Below are 18,904 nucleotides of genomic sequence, written 5' to 3'. Positions count from 1 at the left end.
TATCACCCCATGGCAGCTTTCAGATAGTGCAGGCGGTATTTTAGATATTGGCGGATTGCCGTTACTCGTTTTTCACTTAACAGTGCGAGAATCGGCGAGATGGCCTGAATGATTTCACTATACAACTCGTCCAAGTCACGCGTTGGCAGCACAGGCTCGTCGACCAGTTTGATCTGCTGGGCGTGATGGCTGCGGAATGGCTTCGATTTATCGAACTGATAACGGAGTTTTGTGTCGGTCAATTCTTCGTCCGTTGTCCACGCAAGCAGACTGCCGCCATTGTCGTAAATAGGCGGAGCATTCTTTTTTCCATCTCGGACGATCACATCAAAATTATTCTCGTGGCGGTCTTCATTGCCGATAAAGGCATCGAACGCCAACATCTGATAAAGCCACTTCTTACCGTACAACTCTGCCGCATACTGGAACAATGCTTCCGGTGAGGATGCCTGACCGTTGGCGAGGAAATGGGCATCAGCCAAGTCGGCAAAATGATACAGCTGTTCATCGTCCGTTGTGAACTTGGGGCAGACGCTGACCACATCGCAGGAATAGGTCTGAATGTCGGGAAAGAGTTTGGCAGGCATCAGGACGTATTCCACATGAGGCAGACCCAGCACCTGTGCAATCAGCGATGCCATCACCTCAGAATACGGCTCATACCCGGCTGTCCCGGCCTCTGTGATGGAGTTGCCCTTGACCATAACAAGCTGATCATCTACATGATACCAGCCCTTTGAGAGCATTCCACGGCTCGTCCGTGTTTCACGCTTTTCGACCAACTGGATTTTTGCAGGGACTTCGATTGGGCTCATGGTATCACGCTCCTTTGTTCCATTATACCATGTTTGGATGGATAGACAAGATGAATTGACGAGCCGGACAATCTGCTGAAACAGAAGCCCAACCCACCGCAAGCATAGGTAAAATTTTTAAAAAATCAAAATTGGGCCTTGACAAATGGAAACCGTGATTTAATATAGCCAAATTCAATACACTAAACCGTTGAAGCGGAGATAACGGCGAACTATGCCCGTACAGAGAGCCTGCGCAGCTGAGAAGCAGGCCGGAAACCGTTCGTCAAGGAAGATGCGGCGTTTCGTCGCTTTTCCCGAAATGGACCGCTGAGGGTGCAGGGAACTGCGGCGCATCTGCCGCACAGTATTCTGCAACGCAGGGCATACGTCAGTTGCCGGGGATGTGTTGGCATCCCGCCAAGTGCATGGGGTTGTTCCCATGAAGTCAGGGTGGCACCGCGGATAAAAGGCCAAGCTTTATTCGTCCTTGACAGAAGAGGTTCTCTTCTGTCGGGGGCGTTTTTCTTTTCCACTCCCTCGGCAGAAGAGCCGGGGGAGTTTTTTGTTTGACGCAGAAAGGGGAAGCTGCTATGAAGATACGGCCTGCACTGGACGAAGCGAGAGCCATTGCGGCGGCAGGTGATTACAATGTCCTGCCGGTCAGCGGCGAGATCTTAAGGGGATAAGGGTACCCTCCTGCTGCATAAAACAAAAAAGGAGCTGCTGCACGGGTCTTTTCCCGGTGCAGCAGCTCCTTCTTGTATTTTTTATTTCTCTGCCAGCAGCACGGCCAGCACGGCCTTCTGGACGTGCAGCCGATTTTCCGCCTCGGTAAAGATCTCGTCCGCGTGGGCCTCGAAGACGGCGGTGGAGATCTCCTCGCCCCGGTGGGCGGGCAGGCAGTGGAGCACCATGCAGTCCGGCTTTGCCGCCTTCAGAAGGGTGCTGGTGAGCTGGAAGCCCGCGAAATCCCGCAGGCGGCTCTCACTCTCGGTGGTCCCGGGGGCGGCGGTGTTCCAGATGGCCGTCACCACCGCGTCGGCGTCCCGGACACCCTCGGCGGGGTCTTCCAGCAGACGGAAGGCACTGCCATACCTGTGGGCGAACATCAGCACATCTGCCGCCGGGCGGTAGCCGTGGGGGCAGACGCAGTCCACCTTCATGCCGGCCAGCAGGCCGCCCACGATAAGGCTGTTGGCCATATTGCTGCCGTCGCCGACGAAGCAGAGCTTCTGCCCCGCCAGCGGGCCGCGGCTCTCCCGGATGGTCATGAGGTCGGCCAGCACCTGACAGGGGTGGGCATAGTCGGTGAGGCCGTTGATGACCGGCACGCCCGCGTACTCTGCGAACTCCTCAAGGTCGCGCTGGCGGTAGGTGCGCCAGACCACACAGTCGTAATACCGGCCCAGCACCCGGGCGGTGTCCTTCAGCGGCTCGCCCCGGCCGGACTGCAGCTCGGTGGCGGCGTTCATGTAGTTGCCGAGGCCTCCCAGCTGGTAGACGCCCACCTCAAAGCTGGTGCGGGTGCGGGTGGAGTTTTTCGAAAACATCAGCGCGACGCTCTTGCCCTTCAACAGAGGCTCCGTGCCTCCGGCCTTCTGTCGGGCCTTCAGCTCGTCGGCCACATCGAGGATATGGGCCACCTCGGCTGGGGTCAGGTCGCTCATTTTCAGCAGATGCTTCATGCCTGCCCCTCCGTTTTGCTGGGGTCCATCCCGGCCAGCACGCTGCCCAGAATGTCCAGCGCCATCTCCACATCGTGGGCGGTGAGGCTCAGGGGCGGCAGCAGGCGGAGACGGGTCTTGGCCGTCAGCACCAGCAGACCCTTCGCGCGGCAGGCGGCCAGCACGTCAGCGGCCTTGATGCCCTCGAGGAACTCGATGCCGACCATCAGGCCGATGCCCGACAGGCTCTTGACCCGGGGCAGCTTTTCCAGACCGGTGCGCAGCTGGACGGCCCGCTCGTTGACGTTGGCAAGGAAGCTGGCGTCCATCCGGTCCACGACCACATTGGCACCGGCGCAGACCACCGGGTTTCCGCCGAAGGTGGAGCCGTGGGTGCCCGGCCCCATCCCGGCAGCGACTTTCTCATTCATCAGCACTGCGCCGATGGGCAGGCCGCCGCCCAGACCCTTGGCCAGCGTGACGATGTCGGGCTTGAGGCCATAGTGCTCACAGCACAGGAAGGTGCCGGTGCGGCCCACGCCGGTCTGCACCTCGTCCACGATGAGGACGAGGTCCTTTTCGTCGCAGAGGGCGCGGACGGCCTGCACATATTCCGGGTCGAGGGCCACGACGCCGCCCTCGCCCTGCACCAGCTCCAGCATGACGGCACAGGTATGACGGTCCACCATCTCGGTCAGGGCGCTGATGTCGCCCGCCTTGACATACTGGAAACCCTCGTTGAAGGGGCCGAAGTAGTTGTGGAACACGCCCTGTCCGGTGGCGGTCAGGGTGGCGATGGTGCGGCCGTGGAAGCTGTTGACCAGCGTGATGACATTGTAGCGGTCGGCGCCGTACTTGTCGAAGCTGTACTTGCGGGCGGCCTTGATGGCACCCTCGTTGGCCTCTGCGCCCGAATTGCCGAAGAACACCTTGCTCATCCCGGTGCGCTTGCAGAGCTTTTTGGCCAGCTTGCCGCAGGGGGCGGTATAGTAGAGATTGGAGGCGTGCTGCAGCTTATGGGCCTGCTCGGAGACGGCCTCGGCCCACGTCATGTCGCAGTAGCCCAGACTGTTGACGCCGATGCCGCTGGTGAAGTCGAGATACTTCTGTCCCTCAGGGCCTTCGGCGTAGAGGCCGTGGCCCTTCTCGAGGACGATGGGGTTGCGTCCGTAGGTGTGCAGGACGTATTCGCCGTCCCGCTTGATGACTTTTTCGGAATCCATATTCTTTACCTCCTGACGGTGGAGCCGCATACTTTCCCTCTTTGCCAAAGGCTCCCCTACAAGGGGAGCTGGCGCGAAGCGCCTGAGAGGTTGTACGAAGGAGAGCCTAGCCGTGAGCCGCAGCAGGGCTAAACCTCTCCGTCACGGCTGTCGCCGTGCCACCTCCCCTATCGAGGGGAGGCCTTGGCATATCGGAAAGTGTTCTTATCCATTATTATAGGGCACTCCGGCGCATCACGCAACCCTTATTCGTGATGGCTGCGGCGGTAGAAGCGGGTGCCGGAGCCGCGGTCGGAGAACAGCTCCAGCAGGATAGAGTGGGGCACACGGCCATCAATGATGACGGCCTCGTGGACGCCCTGATAGATGGCGTCAGCCATGCCGCCGATCTTCGGGATCATGCCGCCCGCGATGATGCCGGCGGACTTGTAGCCCTCGATCTCGGAGACCTCCACCTCGGGGATGAGGGTGGACTCATCCTCCTTGTCCCGCAGCAGGCCCGCGATGTCGGTCATGGAGACGAGCTTCTCGGCCTTGAGGGCGATGGCGATCTGGGCAGCAGCCGTGTCGGCGTTGACGTTGTAGGCCTGCCCGAGGTCATCCATGCCCACCGTTGCGATGACGGGGATATAGCCGCTGTCCAGCAGGCTGGAGATCAGGGTGGGGTCCACATGGATGATCTCGCCCACATGGCCCAGCTGGGGGTCCAGCTCGGTGCAGCGAAGCATCTGGCCGTCCATGCCGCAGAGGCCCACGCCGCGGCCCCGCAGCTTTGCCACGAGGTCCTTGTTCACCTTGCCGGCCAGCACCTGCTGGACGATCTCCATCGTTGCGTCGTCGGTGACGCGCAGACCGCCTGCAAAGTGGCTCTCGACGCCCACCTTTTTGAGCATCTCGTTGATGGCCGGGCCGCCGCCGTGCACCAGCACCACCCGGACGCCCAGCAGGGTGAGGGTGACGAGGTCGTTCATGACGGCGTTCTTCAGCGTCTCGTTGATCATGGCGTTGCCGCCGTACTTGATGACCATGGTCTTGCCGTGGTATTTCTGGATATAGGGGGTCGCCTCCGAGAACAGGAGGGCCATTTCTTCATTTTTCATTGCGGTCCTCCTTCTCAGGTGCGGTAATCGCCGTTGATCTTGACGTAGTCGTAGGTCAGGTCGCAGCCCCATGCCTTGGCCGAGGCGTCGCCGGTGCCCATATCCACCTTCACGAGGATGTCATGCTCAGCCAGAACTTTTGCGGCCTCCTCCTCGCTGTAGGGGTGGTAGGCGGCGTTCTCGCAGACGTAGACCTTACCGGCGGCGCTGGACAGCCAGACGCAGACCTTGTCGATGGAGAAGTCGCCGGGCGTGTAGCCGATGGCGCAGAGGATGCGGCCCCAGTTGGCGTCGCGGCCAAAGACTGCGGCCTTGAAGAGGTTGGAGCAGACCACGCTGCGGCTGACGGCGCGGGCCGTTTTGAGGTCGGGGGCGTGGGTGACTTCGCAGGTGATGAGATGGGTCGCACCCTCACCGTCACCGGCGTGCTCGGCGCACATATGCTCGGCGATGGCGGTCAGCGCCGCCACAAAGGCATTGTAATCGGCGTTCTCCTCGGTGATCTCCGGGTTGCCCGCGAGGCCGGAGGCCATGATAATGAGGGTGTCGTTGGTGGAGGTGTCCAGATCGACGCTCATCTGGTTGTAGGTGCCGGGCACCACCGTCTTGAGGGCTTTTTCCAGAAGGGCGGGGCAGACGGCGGCGTCGGTGGTGTAGAAGGCCAGCATGGTCGCCATGTTGGGGGCGATCATCCCGCTGCCCTTGCCGATCGCGCCCACCGTGCAGGTCTTGCCGCCCAGCTCGAACTGGATGGCATACTCCTTCTTGTGGGTGTCGGTGGTCATGATGGCTGTTGCCGCGTCGGTGCTGCCCTGTGCGTCAGCTGCAAGCTTCGCCGCAGCGGCAGGGATGCCCCGGGCAAAGGGGTCGATGACCATGGGCTGGCCGATGACGCCGGTGGAGGAGGGCAGGACGTCCTCTGCGGCGATGCCCAGCGCCTTGCCCACCAGCTCACAGCACTCCTCGGCCAGCGCCACACCGTTGGCGGCGCAGGTGTTGGCGTTGCCGCTGTTGACCACGATGGCCTGTGCATAGCCGTCGGTCAGGTGGGCGCGGTCCACCTTGATGGGTGCGCCGCAGACCTTGTTGGTGGTGTAGACACCGGCTGCGGCGCAGCGGACGTCGGCCTTGATGAGTGCCAGATCGTATTTTTCACTGTGATTCGCCCGGATGCCGCAATGGACACCGGCCGCTGCAAAACCTTTGGGCGCGCAGATGCCGCCCTCAACTTCTTTATACTGCATCTGAAAATCCCCCTAATTTTAAAACCTCTCAGTCTCGCTTCGCTCGACAAGGCCTCTCCTCGATAGGAGCAACAACGACGACCGCCGCCAGTGGCGGAAACAGGGAGTCGTTGTTGGGGCCGCGGCCAGCAAGACGCAAGCAAAGCGCTGCGGCGGCTGGGTGCCGCAACCCGGGCAGTGGCAGCGCGCCAGCGCTGACAGAGAGGTTATTCCAGCCCCTCCGTCTCGTCCATCCCCAGCATCAGATTCATGCACTGGATGGCTGCACCGGAGGAGCCTTTGCCCAGATTGTCGAACAGGGACACCAGCATCATCTGGTCTCCCGCTGCGTTGACGGTCATGTACAGCTCCATCCGGTCGCTGCCGGACAGGGCGTTGGAGTACAGACCATTCTCGGGCAGAGCTTCGTTGAGGGCGTGGACGGAAACGGTCGCGCCCTCCTTATAATATTCCGCGATGCCTGCGGCCACGGCCTCCGCGCTGGTGCCAGCCAGCCGGAGGTCGAGGGGCACCAGAACCTGCATCCCGCTGTAGTAGTCGCACACCACCGGCACAAAGGCGGGGGTGTGGGCGAGGCCGCTGATCTTCTGCATCTCGGGCAGATGCTTGTGGGCAAGGCCGAGGCCGTAGCTCTTGGGTGCGTCCAGCTTGCTGTGGGCCGGACGGTCGGCGCTCTCGTACTCGGCGATCATCTTCTTGCCGCCGCCGGAGTAGCCCGAGATGCCGGTGCAGCTGAAGGGATAGTCCGCCGGGGCCAGCCCCAGCTCCACCAGAGGCCGCGCGATGCTGATAAAGCCGCTGGCATAGCAGCCGGGCACCGCCACGCGGCAGGAATTTCTGATCTTCTCCTTCTGGCCCTTCAGCTCCGGGAAGCCGTAGTCCCACGCTGCATCGGTGCGGAACGCCGTGGAGGTGTCAAGCACCTTGACGTCGGGGCGGAGAAGCGGCATGACCTCTTTGGACGCCGCATCCGGCAGGCAGAGGAAGGCGAGGTCGGCGGAGTTGATGACCTTCGCCCGTTCGTTCACATCCTTGCGTCCCTCCGCCGAGATGCTCAGCAGCTCGATGTCAGGCCGGGCGGCCAGACGGTCGGCGATGCGCAGGCCCGTCGTGCCCGAAGAACCGTCGATAAAGACTTTCACGCTCATGCGTTTTCTGCCTCCCATGCGCCGAGCTGGGCCGAAGCCAGCTCGATCTGCTTTCTGACGCTGGCCTCGCTGGGACCGCCGTAGCTGGTGCGGCCCTCGCAGCACTTGATGAGGTCGATGGCGTCGTAGACGTCGTTTTCGAACAGAGCGCTGTAGCCCTTGAACTCCTCAAGGCTCAGCTCCTCCAGCACCTTATCCTTCTGGATGCAGTCGGAGACCATGCAGCCGGTGAGCTTGTAGGCGTCGCGGAAGGGCATTCCCTTCTTGGTCAGATAGTCGGCGCAATCGGTGGCGTTGATGAAGCCCTTGGCGGCGGCGCGGCGCATATTGGCGGGCAGGGTCTTCATGGTGTCCAGCATCGGGGTCACGGTCTTGAGGCAGAGCTCCAGCGTATCCACCGCGTCAAAGATGGCCTCCTTGTCCTCCTGCATATCCTTGTTGTAGGCGAGGGGGATGCCCTTCATCATGACCAGAAGGGTGTTCAGGTCGCCGTAGACCCGGCCCGTCTTGCCGCGGATCAGCTCGGTGACGTCAGGGTTTTTCTTCTGGGGCATGATGGACGAGCCGGTGGTAAAGGCGTCGTCCAGCTCGATGAATTTGAACTCCCAGCTGCACCACAGGATGATCTCCTCGCTCAGGCGGGACAGGTGCATCATGCACAGGGAGATGGCGCTGGCCAGTTCGATGCAGAAGTCACGGTCGGACACGCCATCGAGGCTGTTGGGGCAGGGTGCTGCAAAGCCCAGCTTCTCGGCGGTAAAGGCGCGGTCCAGCGGATAGGTGGTGCCTGCCAGAGCGCCGCTGCCCAGCGGGCACTGGGCGTCCATCCGGGCGGTAGCGTCCTCGAAGCGCTGCAGATCCCGCAGCAGCATCCATGCGTAGGCCATCAGCGCGTGGCCGAAGGTAATGGGCTGGGCGCGCTGCAGGTGGGTGTAGCCGGGCATGACGGCGGTGGTGTTCTCGGCAGCCTTCTTGCAGATGACCTTTACCAGCTCGACGATGTAGGCCTGCAATGTATGGCTGTAGTCCCGCAGGGTCAGGCGGATGTCCAGCGCCACCTGATCGTTCCGGCTGCGGCCGGTGTGGAGACGCTTGCCTGCGTCGCCGATGCGGGCGGTCAGAGTCTGCTCCACAAAGGTATGGACGTCCTCGGCGTTGGGGTCGATGGTGAGGGCGCCGGAGGCCAGATCATCGGCGATTGAGGCCAGACCGCTCAGGATGTCCTCACAGTCTTTTTCCGAGATGATGCCCTGCTTGGCCAGCATGGCGGCGTGGACGCCGCTGCCCCGCATATCCTGTGCGATCATCCGCTGGTCGAAGCGGATGGAAGAGTTGAAGTCGTTGACGCGGGAATCGACCGCCTTGGAGAAACGGCCCTTCCAAAGTTGTTCTGCCATTGTTAAAGTCCCTTTCATAAACCTCTCCGTCTCGCTTACGCTCGACAAGGCCGGGTTGCAAGGCCTCTCCTCGATAGGAGAGGCGGCAGCGCGTCAGCGCTGTCGGAGAGGTTGTTCCTTAAAAACGGCAAAGCCGCCGCAGGGGAAAAAGCTCCCGCGGCGGTGCCGCCAGCAATATGCCGGTGATTGAGCCTTCAGCGTGAAAGTGTAAAAAACACGCCAAAGGGGAGGATAAGCAGTTCCTTACTTGATCTCAGGCCAGTTCTTGGACAGCTTTGCGCGCTCCTTGATGGACAGGCCGAAGAGGTTGATGAAGCCGGTAGCATCGGACTGGTCATAGTCCTTATCCACGCCGAAGGAAGCAGTCTGCTCGTCGTACAGGGTGTACGGAGAGGTGACGCCGGCGTTGATCATGTTGCCCTTGTAGAGCTTCAGCTTGACATCGCCGGTGACGGTCTTCTCAAGGCTGTCGGCGAAGGCATCCAGCGCCTCACGCAGCGGAGTGAACCACTGGCCGTTGTAGACGATGTCGGCGTACTTCTGGGCCAGCTGAGCCTTGAAGTGTGCGCTCTCCTTGTCCAGCGTGATGGTCTCCAGAACATTGATGGCCTTATACAGGATCGCGCCGCCGGGAGTCTCATAGACGCCGCGGCTCTTCATGCCCACCAGACGGTTCTCGACGATGTCCAGCAGGCCGATGCCGTTCTCGCCGCCCACCTTATTCAGGTACTCGACCAGCTCGACTGCGCCCATCTCCTTGCCGTCAACGGCGGTGGGGATGCCCTTCTCGAAGTGGAGGGTGATGTAGGTCGGGGTGTCGGGTGCCTGCTCGGGGGAAACGCCCAGCTCGAGGAAGCCGGGCTTGTTGTACTGCGGCTCGTTGGCGGGGTTCTCCAGATCGAGGCCCTCGTGGCTCAGGTGCCACAGGTTCTTATCCTTGGAGTAGTTGGTCTCACGGTTGATCTTCAGGGGGATGTTGTGTGCCTCGGCGTAGTCGATCTCCTCGTCACGGCTCTCGATGTCCCACTCACGCCAGGGAGCGATGATCGCCATATCGGGGCAGAGGGCCTTCAGGGTCAGCTCAAAACGCACCTGATCGTTGCCCTTGCCGGTGCAGCCGTGGCAGATGGCGTCTGCGCCCTCCTTGATGGCGATGTCCGCCAGCGCCTTGGCGATGCAGGGACGTGCGAAGCTGGTGCCCAGCAGGTAGTCTTCGTACTTTGCGCCGAACTTCAGGGTGGGGAAGATGTAGTTCTCGACAAAGTCCTTCTTCAGGTCGAGGATATACAGCTTGGAGGCGCCGGTCTTCTTGGCTTTCTCCTCCAGACCGTCCAGCTCGGTGCCCTGACCGACATCGCCGGAGACGGCGACGACCTCGCAGTTGTTGTAGTTCTCCTTCAGCCAGGGAATGATGATGGAGGTATCCAGACCGCCCGAGTAAGCCAGAACAACTTTCTTAATATCTTCCTTTTTCATGATATTCGCTCCTTTGTTTGCTACACTTTTTACACTTTTGTCTGCCGCCCGGGCATCCCTCCCGGGTCGCTCGGCATCTTATCTTTCGGAGTACGCTTTTATTATACGCCAAGCGGTTTTTCCGTCAATGCAGAAAACCGCCAAACCTTGTGCAGATTTGGCGGTCCTTTTCTGTTATTTTGTATGTTTATGCATCATTTTCTAAATATATTCAAATTTTATGCATATTTAGATGCATATTCGCAGCGGCCCACCCGGCGCAGAGAGCCTCCTTCCGGGCCTTCGGCAGCTTTTTCAGGGCGATCTCCCGCCGGAGGGCGGCAGACTTGTCTGCACACTCCTCCAGATACGCAAAGTCCAGCGCCGTGTGGGCGCGGGTGTACTTCGCGCCCCGGCCGCTCTGATGGGCCTTGAGGCGGGCGGACGGGTCGTTCGTCCAGCCAGTGTAGAGCTGTCCGCCCGCGCAGCGCACCATATAGACATAGGCCGGCTTCTCAGAGGCGGCCATTGTTCTTCAGCACCTGACGGCAGGCGGCAAGCGCCGTCTCCTTGTCCTTGGCCGTGATGAGGAAGCGGCTGGCGTGGCAGAAGCTGATGCCCTCGAGGCCGCTCTTCTGCTCGATGACCTCCTGCGGCTGGCCGGCCCAGCTCTGGGGGAAGGGGAGCTTGGGCTTTTTGGTCTTGTGGTCGGTGACGCACTGGGCGCTCCAGCCGCCCCGCTGGCTGGGATAGATGACGAAGAGGGCGTCCGTCTTGTACAGGCCGTTCTTCCACGGCAGATAGCAGGGCAGCACCACGATGCCGTCGCGGGAGTTTTTGTAAGCCTGCTGGACCTTCTCGTCGGCGCGGTTGACGGCGTTGGCGCTCTCGATCTGGTTCTCGAGGATCTGCTTTGCCACAGCCACCGCCTTGAAGAAGCAGGCGTCCTGATCCTCCTTGGAGTCCCAGACGGGGTTGAAGAAGCCGATGGCGTCGCAGAGGCTGTTCTGTTCGCCGGTGTTGTCGTTCAGGTCGAGGGGCTGGATGAAGTTCTCATCGATGAGCCGGGCCTGACGCTCGCCCACAAGGCCGGGGCCGAGCACCCGCCACAGCAGGCCGAAGGCCGCGTAGGGGGTGCCGTTGGCACGGGTCTCCCGGGGTTCCTGATGGTGGTCGAACATCCCGAAGCCGATGTCGTACACGATGCCGTCGAAATCCTCCGGCACGACAAAGCCGCGGGTGATCCGGATGTCCGGGCGGAGTATCTGAAGCAGGGCCGTGGCGAACACATCGTCCGCGTGGAATTTGCCTGCATGGGTAAAGCCGTTTGCGGGAATTTTCATAGGATTCTCCTCATTCTCTCATACATTCTGTTGCTCACAGTATAGCACATTCCGGGGCAACGGACAACAAAAAGGAGCTGCCGAAGCAGCTCCCGTGTCGCATCTGAAACGCCCTTACTGGCCCATCTGTGCGGCCAGCTCCTCCTGCGTCATGATCTGATAGTCCGCAGGGATGATGAAGAGGTTCTGGTCCACGCTGGTGGAGGTGACGCGGTACTCCACGATGGTGCGTCCTTCGGCAGCGTCCGTGACCACATACTTGAGGTCATCGCCGACGAGGCAGTAGGAGACGGTGGACGTCTGGCCGTCGTCCCCGGTGAGGGTATAGGACAGGGCCTCGCAGTCCTGACCGTTCACGTTCATCGTCGTCTCCGTGCAGGGGATGGCCTGTGCCTCGCCGGAGACGGCCTCTTCGCTCACGGTCACGGTAGGCACCTCGCCCTTGACAGCCAGCTTGGAGGCGGCATCCACCAGATAACCCTGACCATCCTTCAGGATGTAGACCAGCTGACCGGCCTCGCCCATGTCCATCTTGATGTAGGCGTTGCCGTTGCTGCGGGCGGCGGTCATGGTCTGGGTGGTGCCGTCCGGGGAGGTGGTGACGACCTCCTCGTAAAACTCTGTGCTGGCACGCAGAGCGAACGCATGGTTCAGGCGGGTCTCGATGGAGTCGCCGGGAGCAGCCATGCACACCGGCATCAACACGGCAGCCAGCGCGGCCACCGCCAGCAGAGAGGCGATCTTCTTATACAGCTTCATATCAAAATTCTCCTGTCTTTCAGCTCATTCTGCGAGATTTTTCTTTTCTTGCGTCCTGATTATCTTACAACTTTTCACGGGGCTCTGTCAATCATCACATTCGCCCTTATGCCAAAAAACAGTCGCAGAGGCGTTTCTTTCGCTCTGCGGCTGCGGTTTGTAAAGTTTTTGTGGAGAGATCACTTCCGGCTTCTGCGGCCAGTCTTGGTGACAGCGCGGGTGGGAGTCTTGGTGACTGCCGTGGTGGGCTTGACCACCGGGCTGAGATCCGGCTTCGGGGTCAGGGCCTTGGTGGTCGGCTCGCCCAGCGCCAGTACCTGCGAAAGCTCGGCCTGTGCGGCGGCAGCATCGCCGTCCGTGACAGCCAGCACATCGGCGTAGAACTGCTCCATCTCCTCCCGGGTGGCGAAGGTGGCGACGTACATCTGGTTGCCCATGGCGCCGGAGAGGGCGTCGGGGATGCGGTCCACCATCTTCATGTTCTTCTGGTACTTCTGCATGATCTGCTCGTGGCTGTACACAAAGTTCTTGCCGTCGCGGCGGCCTGCAAAGGGGCAGTAGTAGTGCTCGCCCACCGGCATATCGGTGCCGCCGAAGGCGATCATGTCGGCCCAGATCTTATAGACGTTGGTGGAGCGGGCAAAGTTGATCATATCGGGGGTGAAGCCGCCGCAGGGGCGCATATTGACCTCAAGGGCCACGATCTGGCCCTTCTTGCCCATGCTGGCCTGATTCTCGGTCATGCGGAAGAACTCAAAGTGGACAAAGCGGCTCTTGACGCCGAAGCTCTTGACGGCCGCACGGCCTGCGGCGCGGGTGTCCTCGGGCAGGTCCTTGATGATGTAGTAGATGGAGTTGTCGTCGTTGTTCACGATGTCCATGATGGACACGGGGCTGACATTGCCGGCCTCAAAGATGGGGTTGCCGGAGGCGTCGATGATGGCGTCGTAGCTGTTGACCTCGGCATGGACGAACTCCTCCATGATGTAGGAGACGTCCGGGTGGTTCGCGGCTTTGCAGTCAAGGAATGCCTTCAGCTCCTCGTCGCTGGCCAGCCTGTGGGTGTCAGAAGCGCCCACACCATTGTCGGGCTTGACCACGACCGGATAGCCCACCTGCTTGATGAAGGCTTTGCAGCCGTCGAAGTCGTCCACCATGTGGTAGCGGGCGACGGCGATGCCGGCTTTCTTGTAATACTCCTTCATCTTGCTCTTGTACTTGATGCGGGGCATATCCTCGGTCTGGAAGCCGGAGGTGATGTGGAAGTCGGTGCGCAGGGCGGCGTCCCGCTCCAGCCAGTACTCATTGTTGGACTCCAGCCAGTCGATGCGGCCATACTTGAAGGCGAAGAACGCCACCGCGCGATAGACCTCGTCGTAGTTCTCGAGGCTGCCGACCTTGTAGTATTCGTTCAGGCTGTCCTTCAGCTCAGGCTTCAGCTCATCGTAGGGCTGGTCGCCGATGCCCAGCACATTCATGCCGTCGTTCTTCAGCTCCCGGCAGAACTGCCAGTAGTTCGTCGGGAAATTGGGGGAGATAAAGATAAAATTCTGCATTTTCGATTCTTCTTTCCTTAAATATCCTCTCTATTCTGCCTCCCGCAAAGAGGCAGGCCAAAAGCCTCTCCCTTTGGGAGAGGTGTCACCGCAGGTGACGGAGAGGGCAAGCCCGGTAAGGCAGCGCTGCCGCGCAGCGACTCGCAGGCCCTTTGTTTGAGCGAAGTTATCGCTGTACCTGTTGTGTTTCCCGGTCAGCATCCTTGCCCTCTCAGGCGCTCACGCGCCAGCTCTCCCAAAGGGAGAGCCTTTTTCGGGGGCCATCACCCCAGAATATACGGCATATAATAAACCACCTGCTTATACCACCAATCCCAGTCGTGCTTGACGTCGTGGCCCCACAGGTCCACCCAGACGGGGATGTTCTTTGCCTCGAAGATGCGCTTGAGCATCCATGTGGTGTCGGGCTGCTCCCATGCGCCCTGACCGCAGCAGATGACGGCCTTCTGGTTCCGGTACAGCTGCATATAGGGGTGGTCCTCCGGGAAGTTGCGCATATAATCCACGGGGGAGTTCATATAGACCAGCTCGTCCATGTAGTCGCCGAAGCCGTAGTGGGCGGTGTAGATGCCGCTGAGGGCCAGACAGCCGCAGAAGATGTCGGGGCGGCGGAGATAGAGGTTGACCGCGTGGGTCGCGCCGAGGCTGCAGCCGAAGGCGATGACGCCGGGCAGGTCGTCCCAGCCGTTGCGCTCCTTGGACAGATAGCGCAGCTTGGGCACTGCCTCGTCCACGATATAGCGCAGCCACTGCTCATACCGGCGGATGCGCCAGTAGGGGTCGCCGTTGGTGTCCGACCACGTCTCCTTGTCCAGCGTGTCGATGGACAGAACCATGATCTGGCCCGACTCGATCCACGGCGCGAGGGTGTCCGCCATGTGGAAATCCTCGAAGTCGAAGAAGCGGCCATCCTGACAGGGGATGTACAGCATGGGCCGGCCCCCGTGCCCGTAGATCTTGCACTCCATCTCCCGGCCCAGCGCCGGGCTGTATTCCTTGAAATACTGCATCTCCATATACTTTCCTCCTCTTTTTTATCGCAATCTTCAAAAATAGCGCCTATCAAAATAGCATATTTGCGATATGCAGTTTGCGGATGTTGCTTGTGCATTAAAAACGCAAACTGCTATATTACAGCTCGTACATCAGCGTGTGGAACACGAAGGGCAGCTGCTTTTCCCAGCTGGCCTCGCTGTGGTTTCCGCCGGGCACGACGCGGGCCGTCAGGTTGATGCCGCGGGCAAAGATCCGGCTGCACATCTCGCCGAAGCCCTTCCGCATCCCGTCGTGGTTTCCCATCTCCTTGGAGCCGTAATCCATGTAAAGCACCGTGCCCGGGGCCAGCTTGCAGCGGCCCACCAGCGCCGTCAGGGCCTCTGGGGCCACCCACAGCGAGGGCGAGAGGGCCGCTGCCCTGCCGAATACATCGCTGTACTGCAAAAGGGCATACAGGCTCATGAGTCCGCCCATGGAGCTGCCGCCGATGAAGGTGTGCGCCCGGTCGGGCTGAGTGCGGTAGTTGGCATCGATGAAGGGCTTGAACTCGTGGACGAACCAGTTCAGGGTGTCCTTGCCCTTGCCGTCAAAGTGGCCGTACTGCTTGTCGTCGAAGCGGTAGGGCGAATACTCCACCAGACGCTCGTTGTTTGCGCCTGCGTTGCACTCCACTGCCGCCACGATGAGGGGCGTGTCGGTGTAGTCCAGATAATCGGCCACGCCCCAGCTCTTGCCGTAGGTGGCGTCCTCGTCAAAAAATACGTTCTGCCCGTCGAACATATACAGCACCGGATACCGCCGCCCGGGGTCGGCGTCGTACATGGTAGGCAGGTAAACATAGGCCCGGCGTTCTTCTTCGCCCCCCACTGCGGGGTAGCGGATGCTCCACTTCTTTATCATTTTCTCATTCCCTCTCGTCATAGGTATGCTTTAAGTGTATCACCCACGGAGGAGAATTGCAATCCACACCGGGTACAGAAAACGCCGCCGGGCGCAGGGCCGGGCGGCGTATGGAAGCCCTAAAGGCTTAGTACTTCTTCTCCACAGGGACGATCCAGCCCTTGGTATCGGGGATCTTGCCCCACTGCATACCGGTCATGGTGTCGTAGAGTTTCTGGGTGACTGCACCGATCTTGCCGTCGCCGATGTAGGCGTGCTCGCCCTTCCAGACCAGCTCCTTGACGGGGGAGACGACCGCAGCGGTACCGGTGCCGAAGACCTCTTCCAGCTTGCCGTCGCGGGCAGCCTGCATGATGTCGGCGATGGCCAGCTTGCCCTCGATGACCTCATAGCCCCAGTCCTTCAGCAGCTCGATGCAGCTGCGGCGGGTGACGCCGGGCAGGACGGTGCCCACGGTGGCGGCGGTGTAGACCTTGCCGTCGATCTTGAACATGATGTTCATGCTGCCGACTTCCTCGACGTACTTCTTCTCGACGCCGTCCAGCCACAGCACCTGTGCATAGCCCTGCTCCTCGGCCAGCTCACCGGCCTTGATGGAAGCAGCGTAGTTGCCGCCGCACTTGGTAAAGCCGGTCAGGCCGGGAGCGGCACGGATGTACTCGTCTTCGACGTAGATGCGGACGGGGTTGATGCCCTCGGCGTAGTAAGCGCCCGACGGAGCGCAGATGATGCAGAAGATATAGTGCTTGGAGGCGTGGACGCCCAGACCCACATCGTTTGCGAAAATGAAGGGACGGATGTACAGGGAAGCGCCGTCCGAATGGGGCACCCAGTCGCGGTCCACATCCACCAGAGCCTCGACGGCCTGAATGTAATCCTCCACAGGGATCTTAGGGATGCACAGACGGTCGGCGGAGTCCTGCATACGCTTTGCGTTGCACTCGGGGCGGAACAGCTGGATGGTGTCATCCGCCGTGCGGTAAGCCTTCATGCCCTCGAAGATCTCCTGTGCGTAGTGGAACACCACGGTAGCGGGGTCCAGCTGGAAGGGTGCGTAGGGGACGATGCGTGCATCGTGCCAGCCCTCACCCTCGGTGTAATCCATAACGAACATATGGTCCGTAAACTTCTTGCCAAAGCCCAGCTTCGACTCGTCCTGCGGCTTTTCCTTCGGGCAGGTAGTACGAGTGATCTTGATGTCCAACATGATAAATTTCCCTCTTTTCTGATCTCACACAGCGCCGCGCAGGCTGCACGCCTCGCGCCAAAATTGCCGAATGTTGTTTTCTATTATAATGCCGCCGACCGGATTTGCAAGCAACCGAAAAATGTTTCATCTTTGGGGCGGGTAAGTTGTCACAAATTATGACCTTGGCGGTGTGCAAAAGCGGGAAAACATGATACAATAGGACCAATACGAACGATTTTCTGCCGAGAGGAGCTTGTTTTATGATACAGGGCGTTATTTTCGACATGGACGGGCTGATGTTCGACACCGAGCGCATCTGGGATACCTGCTGGGCGCCGGCGCTGGCAAAGTTCGGCCTTTCTTATAAGGAGGGCCTCTCGCAGGCCTCCCGGGGCACGACACGATCCGGCACCTGCGATGTGCTCCGCCGCTTCTACGGCGACGGCTGCCCCGCTGCGGGCATCGTGGAAGAGCTGTACCGGCTGGGCTATGAGGCTTTCACCAAGCCCGTGCCCAAGATGGCGGGCCTTGACGAGCTTCTGGCGTGGCTGGACGCCCACCACATCCCGATGGCGGTGGCCTCTTCCAGCCCCATGACTATCATCGAGGGCCATCTGGGCCACTGGCAGCTGAGTCATTACTTCAAGGCCGTCATCTCCGGCGAGCATCTGGCCCGCTCGAAGCCTGCGCCGGACATCTTTCTTCTGGCCGCAGAAAAGCTGGGCACTGCCCCTGCCGAGACACTGGTGCTGGAGGACAGCTACAACGGCGTCCGGGCCGGCGCAGCCGGGGGCTTCGTCACTGTGATGGTGCCCGACCTCTCGCCCGCCACCGATGAGATGCGCCGCCTCTACACCTGCGAGTGCACCTCTCTCCATGAGGTATGCAAAAAGCTCGAAGCAGGGGCCTTCGACGAGGGCTGCGGGGGAGGATGCCGCTGATCCTCGCTTACAAGACGGGCCTTTCTTCCTGTTTTCGCGCGTTTATATCCTTTCCTTATACCAGTCCATCGCCTGCCTCATCACAGCTTCGGGGGCAAAGACATAGCGGCGGTCCAGCACTTCCAGACCCAGCGCACCGGTATAGCGGCAGATCTCACCCTTTCTGATTTTCATTTTTACCGACAGCTCCCGCCTTTTCAGAATCTTTCTCCGTTCTGATTTTATGACAAAACAGACCAAACCGGTACAAATAGGTTTGGTCTGTTTTGCATTTACCCGCCGCAGGCGAACCCACCATCTCCATGACGGCTCTTTTGGAATTGCTCAAGGATGCCGACCCGGAAATGAAGGCAAAGCTCCGCCTGGCCCTGCTCACCTGATGCAAAAAAGGGCACTGATTGCAATGCAATACAGCGCCCTACATCATCGGACACGGAAAACACCCACCGTGCAAAAACCGTGCAGAAACCGTGCACCCATGGCTTACAAAACAAAAAAGCCATGAAATCTTTCGATTTCACGGCATTTTCTGGTGCGATGGAAGGGACTCGAACCCCCGGCCTACTGATTCGTAGAAACCAAACGGCATCTTTCATCCATATCCACAATTCACGAAGAATCGTCATTTTCATCGATGCACCGTGATTTTAGAGTTGTGAATCTATTGTATTCCTTTGCATTGTTTGCACTCCTTTGCACCTGTTATCCATCCTTGCAATGTGCAGAAAATGTGCAAAAGTGTGCAGAGCCAAAATCAGCCCTGCAAGACGACCTCAAACTCAACGGCTTTCCTGCTGGATTTTTGGGGCATCGGCAGAGCAAAAATTCCCAATTTCATCCAGACAACAATCTTACATCATACACCGGTTTTATGGCAGGGTTTAGGACATCCGAACAGACACCGTTTGATATAGAAAGTGAGGTTCACCATGAATAAACTGCTTTCCTGCCGCTTCAATATGGACACCAACCGGGTGGAAGCCCGGTTCGAAGATGGCACCATCGTTGCCATCGACTGCATCGCCGTGGAGGACGAGTACGGCAACGCCCCAGCGCAGCGGGCTGAACTGGACTGGCTGCTGTACAACAAGCCCTTGGAGTATGTGCAGATGGTGCTGGAAGGGGAGATGGAGCGCTATCTCTCCCTCAGCTGCAACCACGGTAGGCTGGAAGATTAAGCCCCTATAAAGAA

General features: G+C 59.9%; 19 protein-coding genes. 2 read left to right on the top strand and 17 right to left on the bottom strand.

The genetic code is table 11. The features are described 5' to 3' along the window. Window positions 1–2: 2 nt before the first annotated feature. The 15 genes from LKD23_RS08015 to LKD23_RS07945 all read right to left on the bottom strand — a co-directional run bounded on the left by LKD23_RS08015 (window position 3) and on the right by LKD23_RS07945 (window position 16,789). Complete coding sequence (locus LKD23_RS08015; RefSeq protein ID WP_227621192.1) at window positions 3–815, bottom strand: HipA domain-containing protein; 813 nt, start codon at window positions 813–815, stop codon at window positions 3–5. A gap of 749 nt (window positions 816–1,564) precedes the next feature. Next, window positions 1,565–2,482: an ornithine carbamoyltransferase gene (gene argF / locus LKD23_RS08010; RefSeq protein WP_227621191.1), complete on the bottom strand. Its 918-nt coding sequence runs from the start codon at window positions 2,480–2,482 to the stop codon at window positions 1,565–1,567. Continuing rightward, window positions 2,479–3,684 (bottom strand): acetylornithine/succinylornithine family transaminase, encoded by a 1,206-nt coding sequence (locus LKD23_RS08005; RefSeq protein ID WP_227621190.1) that lies wholly within the window; start codon window positions 3,682–3,684, stop codon window positions 2,479–2,481. The genes argF and LKD23_RS08005 overlap by 4 nt, the downstream gene beginning before the upstream one ends. 245 nt (window positions 3,685–3,929) lie before the next feature. Next, a complete protein-coding gene (gene argB, locus LKD23_RS08000; protein WP_227621189.1) occupies window positions 3,930–4,784 on the bottom strand; it encodes an acetylglutamate kinase in 855 nt (284 codons plus the stop codon). A gap of 14 nt (window positions 4,785–4,798) precedes the next feature. Then, window positions 4,799–6,028, bottom strand: coding sequence for a bifunctional glutamate N-acetyltransferase/amino-acid acetyltransferase ArgJ (gene argJ / locus LKD23_RS07995; RefSeq protein ID WP_227621188.1), 1,230 nt, complete (start codon window positions 6,026–6,028; stop codon window positions 4,799–4,801). Between the two features lie 206 nt (window positions 6,029–6,234). Continuing rightward, the gene (gene argC, locus LKD23_RS07990; RefSeq protein WP_227621187.1) at window positions 6,235–7,176 is read right to left on the bottom strand and encodes an N-acetyl-gamma-glutamyl-phosphate reductase; all 942 of its coding nucleotides are present in this window, start codon (window positions 7,174–7,176) and stop codon (window positions 6,235–6,237) included. Continuing rightward, window positions 7,173–8,573 carry an argininosuccinate lyase gene (gene argH / locus LKD23_RS07985; protein WP_227621186.1) on the bottom strand — a complete coding sequence of 467 codons (1,401 nt, stop codon included), beginning with the start codon at window positions 8,571–8,573 and terminating at the stop codon, window positions 7,173–7,175. Before argH ends, argC begins: the two co-directional genes overlap by 4 nt. 243 nt (window positions 8,574–8,816) lie before the next feature. Continuing rightward, window positions 8,817–10,049 carry an argininosuccinate synthase gene (locus tag LKD23_RS07980; RefSeq protein ID WP_227621185.1) on the bottom strand — a complete coding sequence of 411 codons (1,233 nt, stop codon included), beginning with the start codon at window positions 10,047–10,049 and terminating at the stop codon, window positions 8,817–8,819. Window positions 10,050–10,260: 211 nt separating this feature from the next. Next, the gene (locus LKD23_RS07975) at window positions 10,261–10,557 is read right to left on the bottom strand and encodes a GIY-YIG nuclease family protein (protein ID WP_227621184.1); all 297 of its coding nucleotides are present in this window, start codon (window positions 10,555–10,557) and stop codon (window positions 10,261–10,263) included. After that, window positions 10,544–11,371: an MYG1 family protein gene (locus LKD23_RS07970; protein WP_227621183.1), complete on the bottom strand. Its 828-nt coding sequence runs from the start codon at window positions 11,369–11,371 to the stop codon at window positions 10,544–10,546. The genes LKD23_RS07975 and LKD23_RS07970 overlap by 14 nt, the downstream gene beginning before the upstream one ends. 114 nt (window positions 11,372–11,485) lie before the next feature. After that, window positions 11,486–12,130: a hypothetical protein gene (locus tag LKD23_RS07965; RefSeq protein WP_227621182.1), complete on the bottom strand. Its 645-nt coding sequence runs from the start codon at window positions 12,128–12,130 to the stop codon at window positions 11,486–11,488. Window positions 12,131–12,309: 179 nt separating this feature from the next. Next, the gene (locus LKD23_RS07960; protein WP_227621181.1) at window positions 12,310–13,686 is read right to left on the bottom strand and encodes an ATP-grasp domain-containing protein; all 1,377 of its coding nucleotides are present in this window, start codon (window positions 13,684–13,686) and stop codon (window positions 12,310–12,312) included. A 263-nt stretch (window positions 13,687–13,949) separates the two neighbouring features. Beyond that, the gene (locus LKD23_RS07955) at window positions 13,950–14,702 is read right to left on the bottom strand and encodes an esterase family protein (RefSeq protein WP_227621180.1); all 753 of its coding nucleotides are present in this window, start codon (window positions 14,700–14,702) and stop codon (window positions 13,950–13,952) included. 115 nt (window positions 14,703–14,817) lie between these two features. After that, window positions 14,818–15,582 (bottom strand): alpha/beta hydrolase, encoded by a 765-nt coding sequence (locus LKD23_RS07950; RefSeq protein ID WP_227621179.1) that lies wholly within the window; start codon window positions 15,580–15,582, stop codon window positions 14,818–14,820. A 127-nt stretch (window positions 15,583–15,709) separates the two neighbouring features. Next, the gene (locus tag LKD23_RS07945; protein WP_227621178.1) at window positions 15,710–16,789 is read right to left on the bottom strand and encodes a branched-chain amino acid aminotransferase; all 1,080 of its coding nucleotides are present in this window, start codon (window positions 16,787–16,789) and stop codon (window positions 15,710–15,712) included. A gap of 242 nt (window positions 16,790–17,031) precedes the next feature. On the opposite strand from LKD23_RS07945, the gene LKD23_RS07940 reads away from it, so the two are divergent. Continuing rightward, window positions 17,032–17,712, top strand: coding sequence for an HAD family hydrolase (locus LKD23_RS07940; RefSeq protein WP_227621177.1), 681 nt, complete (start codon window positions 17,032–17,034; stop codon window positions 17,710–17,712). Between the two features lie 42 nt (window positions 17,713–17,754). Here the strand turns inward: LKD23_RS07940 and LKD23_RS12885 are convergent, their stop codons facing one another. Both LKD23_RS12885 and LKD23_RS07935 read right to left on the bottom strand, forming a co-directional pair. Beyond that, window positions 17,755–17,886, bottom strand: coding sequence for a hypothetical protein (locus LKD23_RS12885; protein ID WP_255668181.1), 132 nt, complete (start codon window positions 17,884–17,886; stop codon window positions 17,755–17,757). Window positions 17,887–17,984: 98 nt separating this feature from the next. Next, entirely contained in the window at window positions 17,985–18,344 is a 360-nt protein-coding gene (locus tag LKD23_RS07935; protein ID WP_227621176.1) for a hypothetical protein, read from the bottom strand. 297 nt (window positions 18,345–18,641) lie between these two features. Between LKD23_RS07935 and LKD23_RS07930 the strand changes: the two genes are divergently transcribed. Then, window positions 18,642–18,890, top strand: a complete 249-nt coding sequence (locus LKD23_RS07930) for a DUF6061 family protein (RefSeq protein WP_005928936.1) — start codon at window positions 18,642–18,644, stop codon at window positions 18,888–18,890. Window positions 18,891–18,904: the final 14 nt, after the last annotated feature.

Origin of the sequence: Faecalibacterium butyricigenerans, from assembly GCF_020687345.1 — a bacterium.
In the GTDB taxonomy this organism is placed as follows: domain Bacteria; phylum Bacillota; class Clostridia; order Oscillospirales; family Ruminococcaceae; genus Faecalibacterium; species Faecalibacterium butyricigenerans.
The sequence above is the reverse complement of the archived record's forward strand: the minus strand, read 5'-3'. Positions and strand labels throughout refer to the sequence as shown.

Excerpts from the sequence above, each read along its gene's own strand:
- argC (WP_227621187.1), bottom strand. The coding sequence starts at position 7,176 with ATGAGCGTGAAAGTCTTTATCGACGGTTCTTCGGGCACGACGGGCCTG.
- LKD23_RS07980 (WP_227621185.1), bottom strand. The coding sequence starts at position 10,049 with ATGAAAAAGGAAGATATTAAGAAAGTTGTTCTGGCTTACTCGGGCGGT.
- LKD23_RS12885 (WP_255668181.1), bottom strand. The coding sequence starts at position 17,886 with ATGAAAATCAGAAAGGGTGAGATCTGCCGCTATACCGGTGCGCTGGGT.
- LKD23_RS07975 (WP_227621184.1), bottom strand. The coding sequence starts at position 10,557 with ATGGCCGCCTCTGAGAAGCCGGCCTATGTCTATATGGTGCGCTGCGCG.
- LKD23_RS07935 (WP_227621176.1), bottom strand. The coding sequence starts at position 18,344 with ATGAAAATGACGATTCTTCGTGAATTGTGGATATGGATGAAAGATGCC.
- argH (WP_227621186.1), bottom strand. The coding sequence starts at position 8,573 with ATGGCAGAACAACTTTGGAAGGGCCGTTTCTCCAAGGCGGTCGATTCC.
- LKD23_RS07930 (WP_005928936.1), top strand. The coding sequence starts at position 18,642 with ATGAATAAACTGCTTTCCTGCCGCTTCAATATGGACACCAACCGGGTG.
- LKD23_RS07940 (WP_227621177.1), top strand. The coding sequence starts at position 17,032 with ATGATACAGGGCGTTATTTTCGACATGGACGGGCTGATGTTCGACACC.
- LKD23_RS07965 (WP_227621182.1), bottom strand. The coding sequence starts at position 12,130 with ATGAAGCTGTATAAGAAGATCGCCTCTCTGCTGGCGGTGGCCGCGCTG.
- LKD23_RS07970 (WP_227621183.1), bottom strand. The coding sequence starts at position 11,371 with ATGAAAATTCCCGCAAACGGCTTTACCCATGCAGGCAAATTCCACGCG.
- LKD23_RS07950 (WP_227621179.1), bottom strand. The coding sequence starts at position 15,582 with ATGATAAAGAAGTGGAGCATCCGCTACCCCGCAGTGGGGGGCGAAGAA.
- LKD23_RS07945 (WP_227621178.1), bottom strand. The coding sequence starts at position 16,789 with ATGTTGGACATCAAGATCACTCGTACTACCTGCCCGAAGGAAAAGCCG.
- argF (WP_227621191.1), bottom strand. The coding sequence starts at position 2,482 with ATGAAGCATCTGCTGAAAATGAGCGACCTGACCCCAGCCGAGGTGGCC.
- argJ (WP_227621188.1), bottom strand. The coding sequence starts at position 6,028 with ATGCAGTATAAAGAAGTTGAGGGCGGCATCTGCGCGCCCAAAGGTTTT.
- LKD23_RS08005 (WP_227621190.1), bottom strand. The coding sequence starts at position 3,684 with ATGGATTCCGAAAAAGTCATCAAGCGGGACGGCGAATACGTCCTGCAC.
- LKD23_RS07960 (WP_227621181.1), bottom strand. The coding sequence starts at position 13,686 with ATGCAGAATTTTATCTTTATCTCCCCCAATTTCCCGACGAACTACTGG.
- argB (WP_227621189.1), bottom strand. The coding sequence starts at position 4,784 with ATGAAAAATGAAGAAATGGCCCTCCTGTTCTCGGAGGCGACCCCCTAT.
- LKD23_RS08015 (WP_227621192.1), bottom strand. The coding sequence starts at position 815 with ATGAGCCCAATCGAAGTCCCTGCAAAAATCCAGTTGGTCGAAAAGCGT.
- LKD23_RS07955 (WP_227621180.1), bottom strand. The coding sequence starts at position 14,702 with ATGGAGATGCAGTATTTCAAGGAATACAGCCCGGCGCTGGGCCGGGAG.